Annotated in this window: 7 protein-coding genes and 1 pseudogene; 4 read left to right on the forward strand and 4 right to left on the reverse strand. The window is 66.8% G+C overall.

What is annotated here, in order from left to right; genetic code table 11:
• The coding region (locus tag GBZ26_RS26590; protein WP_174441406.1) for an anti-sigma factor at positions 1–334 on the forward strand (334 nt) is incomplete at its 5' end.
• Positions 335–509: 175 nt separating this feature from the next.
• On the forward strand, positions 510–893 hold the full coding sequence (locus GBZ26_RS26595; RefSeq protein WP_014240942.1) for a GcrA family cell cycle regulator: 384 nt from the start codon (positions 510–512) through the stop codon (positions 891–893).
• Positions 894–984: 91 nt separating this feature from the next.
• Here the strand turns inward: GBZ26_RS26595 and GBZ26_RS26600 are convergent, their stop codons facing one another.
• The 4 genes from GBZ26_RS26600 to GBZ26_RS26615 all read right to left on the reverse strand — a co-directional run bounded on the left by GBZ26_RS26600 (position 985) and on the right by GBZ26_RS26615 (position 4,288).
• A complete protein-coding gene (locus tag GBZ26_RS26600) occupies positions 985–1,593 on the reverse strand; it encodes an exopolysaccharide biosynthesis protein (protein WP_174441407.1) in 609 nt (202 codons plus the stop codon).
• A 108-nt stretch (positions 1,594–1,701) separates the two neighbouring features.
• Positions 1,702–2,082, reverse strand: a complete 381-nt coding sequence (locus tag GBZ26_RS26605; RefSeq protein ID WP_174441408.1) for an oxidoreductase — start codon at positions 2,080–2,082, stop codon at positions 1,702–1,704.
• 157 nt (positions 2,083–2,239) lie between these two features.
• Positions 2,240–3,463: an NADP-dependent isocitrate dehydrogenase gene (locus GBZ26_RS26610; protein ID WP_109070573.1), complete on the reverse strand. Its 1,224-nt coding sequence runs from the start codon at positions 3,461–3,463 to the stop codon at positions 2,240–2,242.
• Between the two features lie 240 nt (positions 3,464–3,703).
• Entirely contained in the window at positions 3,704–4,288 is a 585-nt protein-coding gene (locus GBZ26_RS26615) for an LOG family protein (protein ID WP_174441409.1), read from the reverse strand.
• Between the two features lie 142 nt (positions 4,289–4,430).
• Here GBZ26_RS26615 and GBZ26_RS26620 point away from each other — a divergent pair, with 142 nt between their 5' ends.
• A complete protein-coding gene (locus GBZ26_RS26620; RefSeq protein ID WP_174441410.1) occupies positions 4,431–4,640 on the forward strand; it encodes a hypothetical protein in 210 nt (69 codons plus the stop codon).
• A 168-nt stretch (positions 4,641–4,808) separates the two neighbouring features.
• Positions 4,809–5,170, forward strand: a pseudogene (locus tag GBZ26_RS26625) (LysM peptidoglycan-binding domain-containing protein); the annotation flags it as partial.

The raw sequence follows: 5,170 nt of genomic DNA on the forward strand, positions 1-5,170 counted from the left end.
TCTCGTTGGCTGGCTGTCCAAGCGCCTGGGCAAGCCCCTGCAGGCGCCGCGGCTTGCCGACAAGGGCTACGATCTGGTGGGCGGTCGGTTGCTGTCCGACGCGCGGGGGCCGGCGGCCCAGCTCATGTACCAGGATGCGGCCGGTCGCCGCATCACCCTCTACATCCGGCCGGCCTCCGACGCGCCGGACACGTCCTTCCGTTTTGCCCAGGACGGCAACGTCCAGGCTTTCTACTGGCGGGACAACGGGTTGGCGTGGGCGGTAACGGGCGACCTCGACCGAGTGACCCTTTCGGCCATAGCCGAGGAGGTGTACGGCGCGTTGAACTCATAACACCCACAGACTTATGCACAGGAATGTTGCTCAAGCCCCCTATCCCTCTATCCGGCCATCTGGTAGGTTGGCCGGCGTTGGGCACAAAATATTGCGCCTTATGGAAAACGGCCGTCTGGTCGGAAGGTATATTGGTTAACCAAGTCACCGGTTACCGGACCACGGGAGACAGGGGATGAGTTGGACGGACGAGCGGGTTCAGCAGCTTAAGGACCTCTGGGCCCAGGGGCTGAGCGCGAGTGAAATCGCGGACATCCTGGGCGACATCACCCGCAACGCGGTGATCGGGAAGGCGCACCGCCTCGGCTTGTCGGGACGCCCGTCGCCGATCAAGAAGAAGCCGACCCGGGGCGCGACGATCCTCGCCTTGACCGAGCGCATGTGCAAATGGCCGGTCGGCGACCCGAAGCACCAGGATTTCCATTTCTGCGGCAAGCCCTCGCTGCCCGGCCTGCCTTACTGCGCCGAGCACGCGGCGGTGGCCTACCAGCCGGCCTCGTCCGGCAAGAAGCGCGACGAGGACCGCAACACCGGTGAGCGCAACGTCGGCGCCGCCTAGACTCCGCCGGATTTCTCCGCCGGATTTCCGGATTTCGGGCGCTCTTCACGCGAGCGCCCGCCCGACACGGCGGCCGTAAGAGGAGCGCCGGTCAGAGGGGCGCCGCGGTGATCGCCCACCAGCTTCCGGCGACCAGCATCGCCGAGACACCCGTCGCCGCCACACCCAGACCCAGACCGGCGGCGACCGCCAAACCGTCCTTCACGATCAGCCCCAGCGCGATCACCAGCACCGCCAGACCGGGCAGGGTGTTGCCGAACGGAATGGGCAGGGCGATCAGAACGCCCATCACCAACACGAAGAGGCCCAGCGGCCGCAGCACCCCCTGATGGGTCAGCGACGGCCAGCGCGTGCGCAGCCGGGCCTCCAGCCGCTCCACCAGCGGTGTTCCCTTCTCCACGATCTTTTCAAGCGTGCCGCGCGCCACGCGGCGGCGCCCGATCCAGCCCGGCACCTCCAGGCGGTCGCGGCCCACGATCATTTGAATCGCCACCAGCACCAGCACCGTGCCGAAGATCAGGCCCGCCGGCAGCCCCGGTGTCGGAACCACGGCGGGGACCGCCAGCGCCAGCAGCAGGAAACCAGGAGCCCGGTCGCCGAGATGGCCCAGCACCTCGCCCAGCGATGGCTTGTCGCCGGTCATGCGTCCGTGCAGCCGTTTCAGCAGCGCGGACGCCCGTGCCGGGTCCTTCATGTCCATGACCTGCTCCAACTCCCTATCCCATTGTCGTCATCCCATTGTCGTCGCGTGGATGTGGTGGCGCGGCGGCTCACAGGAAAGGGGGGAGCGGGACAAGCCGTTGGGGGGTCAGTACTCCTCGACCTCGTGCTTCACCTGCACCAGACGGCCGCTCAGCAGCGACAGCATCAGCTGCACCAGCATCTCGTGGACGATCAGCGTGTGGGTGTTGCCGCTGTCCTGCATGTGCTGGCGCAGCGCCTCGCGCACCTTCGGAACGCCGGTCACGTCGATCAGCACATCCACCGCCTCGCCGAACCGGGCGAGGTCCATGAAATCGGTCGTGGTGGCGACGCCGCGCTCACGGGCGAGCCGCATGCCGGGCGCCTCGGCGTCCAGGTCGGCGACGCCGAGGATCTCGACGAAGGAGGCGTCCAGAAGCTGCGTCAGCAGGGGCGTTCCGGTTTCGCCGGCGCCGATCACGGCGATGCGGAAGATATCCTTGGCCATGGGAAAGTCTCGAATTCCGGTTCGTCAGGTCCACGCCGCCATTGAGGCCGCGCGGGCAAGAAAAAAGCGGGGAGCCGAAACTCCCCGCCGCAACCTTACATCGACCGGGCATCCCGTTTGACCGGGACGCGTCGTCGCACCTGACGCGGAACTGGCGTTACGCCCAGGCGGCCATCTTCTTCTGCAGGTTCTCGTCGAGCTTGTCGAGGAACTGCTTGGTGGTCAGCCAGGGCTGCTCCGGACCGATGAGGATCGCGAGATCCTTGGTCATGAAGCCCGACTCGACGGTCTCGACGCAGACGCGCTCCAGCGTCTCGGCGAACTTCACGACGTCCGGCGTGTTGTCGAACTTACCGCGGTAGGCCAGACCCTGCGTCCAGGCGTAGATCGAGGCGATCGGGTTGGTGGAGGTTTCCTTGCCCTTCTGGTGCTCGCGGTAGTGGCGGGTCACCGTGCCGTGGGCGGCCTCCGCCTCGACGGTCTTGCCGTCCGGCGTGATCAGCACCGAGGTCATCAGGCCCAGCGAGCCGAAGCCCTGCGCCACGACGTCCGACTCCACGTCGCCGTCGTAGTTCTTGCAGGCCCACACGAAGCCGCCTTCCCACTTCAGGGCCGAGGCGACCATGTCGTCGATCAGGCGGTGCTCGTAGACGAGGCCCTTGGCCTTGAACTGGGCGGCGTAATGCTCGTCGAACACCTTCTGGAAGATGTCCTTGAAGCGCCCGTCATAGGCCTTGAGGATCGTGTTCTTGGTGGACAGGTAGACCGGGTAGCCGCGCTCCAGGCCGTACATGAAGCTGGAGTGGGCGAAGCCCTCGATCGACTCGTCCAGGTTGTACATGCCCATGGCGACGCCGCCGCCGGGGAAATCGTACACCTCGTGCTCGATCGGCTCGCCGCCGCCTTCCGGCACCCACTTGATGGTCAGCTTGCCCTTGCCGGGAACGACGAAGTCGGTGGCCTTGTACTGGTCGCCGAAGGCGTGACGGCCGATGATGATCGGCTTGGTCCAGCCCGGAACGTAGCGCGGGACGTTGGAGCAGACGATCGGCTCGCGGAAGACGGTGCCGCCCAGGATGTTGCGGATCGTGCCGTTCGGCGACTTCCACATCTTCTTGAGATTGAACTCCGTCACCCGCGCCTCGTCCGGGGTGATGGTCGCGCACTTGACGCCGACGCCGTACTGCTTGATCGCGTTGGCCGATTCGACCGTCACCCGGTCGTCCGTCTTGTCGCGGTTCTCGACGCTGAGATCGTAGTATTTCAGGTCGATGTCGAGATACGGCAGGATCAGCTTGTCCTTGATGAACTGCCAGATGATGCGCGTCATCTCGTCGCCGTCGAGTTCGACGACCGGATTGGCTACCTTGATCTTCGTCATGGGTGCGAGTTCTCCCCGAACGGGTAGGGGTTGTCTTATGCTTGGACGCCGGGCGCGCTGTGCGAGGGCACGGGCCGGGGCGTCCATCCGAAGACGGGCCCCGGTTCCCCGGACGGAAACGGATGGCGGTTATATAGCACCGGCGCACCGCCGAAAGAAAGGACCGCGGGGCATCAAAACAGACGATATCGCGCTGAAAACGGCGCGATTTGCGCGATCTGGTCCTACCACTTGGCCTTTTCAGAGCTTTTGTGTGGGAATCTTCAACGCGGGCTCAGGTTCATAGGCCAGCGCGGCAAACACGTCATCCACGTCATCGACGACCGTGTACAGCGCGCGGTGCGCCGGCTGGGTGAAACCCTGCGCCACCGTATGGTCGATCAGGCCGAGCAACGGGCGCCAATATCCGTCCACATCCACGATCACCACCGGCTTGTCGTGCAGGCCCAACTGCTTCCAGGTCAGGGTCTCGAACGCCTCGTCCAGCGTGCCGAGGCCGCCCGGCAGCACGACGAAGGCGTCGGCCCGGTTCACCATCATGCGCTTGCGGGTGTGCATGCTGTCGACGACGTGCAGTTCGGTCAGGCCGGTGTGCTCGATCTCGGCGGACTGGATGTGCTCCGGGATGATGCCGACGACCTGGCCGCCGGCGGCGAGCGCGGCGTCGGCGGCGATGCCCATCAGCCCGACGCGCCCGCCGCCGTAGACGAGCTGGATGCCCCGCCGGGCGAGCCCGTCGCCCAACATATGGGCGGCCTCCTTGTGGACAGCGGCGACGCGGCTGGATGAGCCGCAATAGACGCAGACGGAATTCGGGGCTCTCATCGCTCACCCTTTCTCGCCGGTTGGGTACACGTTCCGGTGACTGTTCCGGTGCGCCCGGCGGGGTCACCTAATGCAAGGGAATAGCAAAGCCGGGGCGGCGTCTACCCGGACATCGGACTTCAGCCCATCGGGAGGAATCATTATGGATTCGCGCGTCGTCAACGCCCTGGCCGCCATCTCGGTGGCCACGTTCCTGTTCCTCGGCTTCGGCGGCGGGATCGGCTTTCTGACCGGCGGCGGCAAGGCGAACGCGGGCGGCGCCACGACCGTTCAAGCCACGGAAACCAGCATCTCTGCGGCTGACCTGTCCTCCAGCCGCCATTCCGAGACGGTTGCCAAGCTGGAGAAATGAGCCTGGAGGCGTGAGCATGGGGTCGCACCGCCCGGCGGCGCGAAGGCGGTGCGCGGGTCCCGATGCGGCTATGCGTCGGCCCCATCGGCGGTGTTCGGTTCCACCGCCGCAATCTGCTATCCTGCCGCAAGCCGGCGTGTCCGCCGGCAATGATGCGGCGGTGCTCCGGTGAAGCAAGCTCTCCTGTTCGGCGGTGCGGCGACGGTCGCCGCGGCCGCTGTTGTCGCGTATCTGGCCTTCGATCCAGCGCCCGCGCCGGGCACCCGCGCCGGAACGGCCGGGTCCGGAGCGACCGTCGCGCTGGGCAGCGTGACCCCGGCCAGGCCGCCGGCCGCCGCGCCCGCCCCGGCGAAAGCCGCGGAGGAGCCAGCCGGGCCGCGCTTCGACATTGTGCGCGTCGCCCCGGACGGCGCCACCGTGATGGCCGGCCGCGCCACGCCGGGCTCGTCGGTGACCGTCCATGACGGGGATCGCGCGCTCGGTTCCGTCAACGCCGACGCGCGCGGCGAGTGGGTTCTGCTTCCCGACCA

This window comes from Azospirillum formosense (assembly GCF_013340925.1).
GTDB classification, from domain to species: domain Bacteria; phylum Pseudomonadota; class Alphaproteobacteria; order Azospirillales; family Azospirillaceae; genus Azospirillum; species Azospirillum formosense.